Here is a 417-nt window from a genome sequence, read left to right as displayed (position 1 = left end):
CTGCCTGTCTTTTTTCGCCCTTGAAGACCAAGTATTTCTAAGGGTCTGCATATGCCCCCCAATTCCTCTCATCCACGGCCCCCTGCCCCAGATTCCCCGTCTTCATGGCTGTATACCGGCTGAGCTACAGATAAAAAAGATTGGGAAGAAACATAGAAAAAGCAAAGATGCTTTTGCTTGAGACGTTGTTGGTATTTAGTACAGATTATGACATAGTCATTTCAAGTAACTGACGTGTGGATTAACAGTAAAAGGTGAAGGCATTTTCGAAAATGCCTTCAGGGTTGATGTTAAATAGTGTGGGGATTTACATTAAAGGGTGAAGCCATTTTCGAAAATACCTTCACCCTTTATGTAAAATTTGCTTTTAATTACTTTAGCCAGAGAAAACCAGCAGAAAAGCGGGACGAGGGGACA

General features: G+C 42.0%; 1 protein-coding gene. It reads left to right on the top strand.

Annotated features, from left to right (window positions below):
* On the top strand, nt 1-181 hold a 181-nt coding region (locus GPL15_RS17745; protein ID WP_215700029.1), incomplete at its 5' end, for a hypothetical protein.
* Nucleotides 182-417 lie beyond the last annotated feature (236 nt).

This window comes from Clostridium sp. MCC353, assembly GCF_018785315.1.
Taxonomy (GTDB): Bacteria; Bacillota; Clostridia; order Lachnospirales; family Lachnospiraceae; genus CHH4-2.
Note: the sequence above shows the minus strand (reverse complement) of the source record. Positions and strands in the feature narration are given on the sequence as shown.